This is a genomic window from Christiangramia aestuarii (assembly GCF_009735585.1).
In the GTDB taxonomy this organism is placed as follows: domain Bacteria; phylum Bacteroidota; class Bacteroidia; order Flavobacteriales; family Flavobacteriaceae; genus Christiangramia; species Christiangramia aestuarii.
Genome location: NZ_VJVW01000127.1, coordinates 1 through 399, shown reverse-complemented (window position 1 = coordinate 399; position 399 = coordinate 1). Strand labels below are relative to the sequence as shown.

Annotated in this window: 1 protein-coding gene; it reads right to left on the bottom strand. The window is 64.7% G+C overall.

The genetic code is table 11. The features are described 5' to 3' along the window. A partial coding sequence (locus tag FLP08_RS17210) for a phospholipase D-like domain-containing protein (RefSeq protein ID WP_238388519.1) occupies window positions 1-399 on the bottom strand: 399 nt, incomplete at both ends.

The following is a 399-nucleotide window of genomic DNA, read 5'->3' as shown; positions in this document are numbered from 1 at the left end:
GCAGCGGACTGTCGACGATGACCCCGACTTCGGTGTTCCACAGGATCGAGCGCGGATCGAAGTTGAACGAACCGATGAATACCTTGCGCCGGTCGAAGACCATCGCCTTGCTGTGCAGGCTGGCGCTGCTCGATCCGTGCAGGCGCCAGGGCGCGCCGCTCAGCGGCTGGTCGGGATTGGCGCGCAGCTCGTAGAGCTTAACGCCATGCTCAAGCAGCGCCATCCGATAGGGCGCGTAGCCGGCATGCACGGCGGGCACGTCGGTGGCTTCCAGGGAGTTGGTCAGCAGGCGCACGCGGACGCCGCTGTCGGCCTTGCCGGTGAGGTAGTTGAGACCGTCCTTGGCCGGAACGAAATACGCCGAGACCAGGATCAGTTCCTTCTGCACGCCCTTGAACA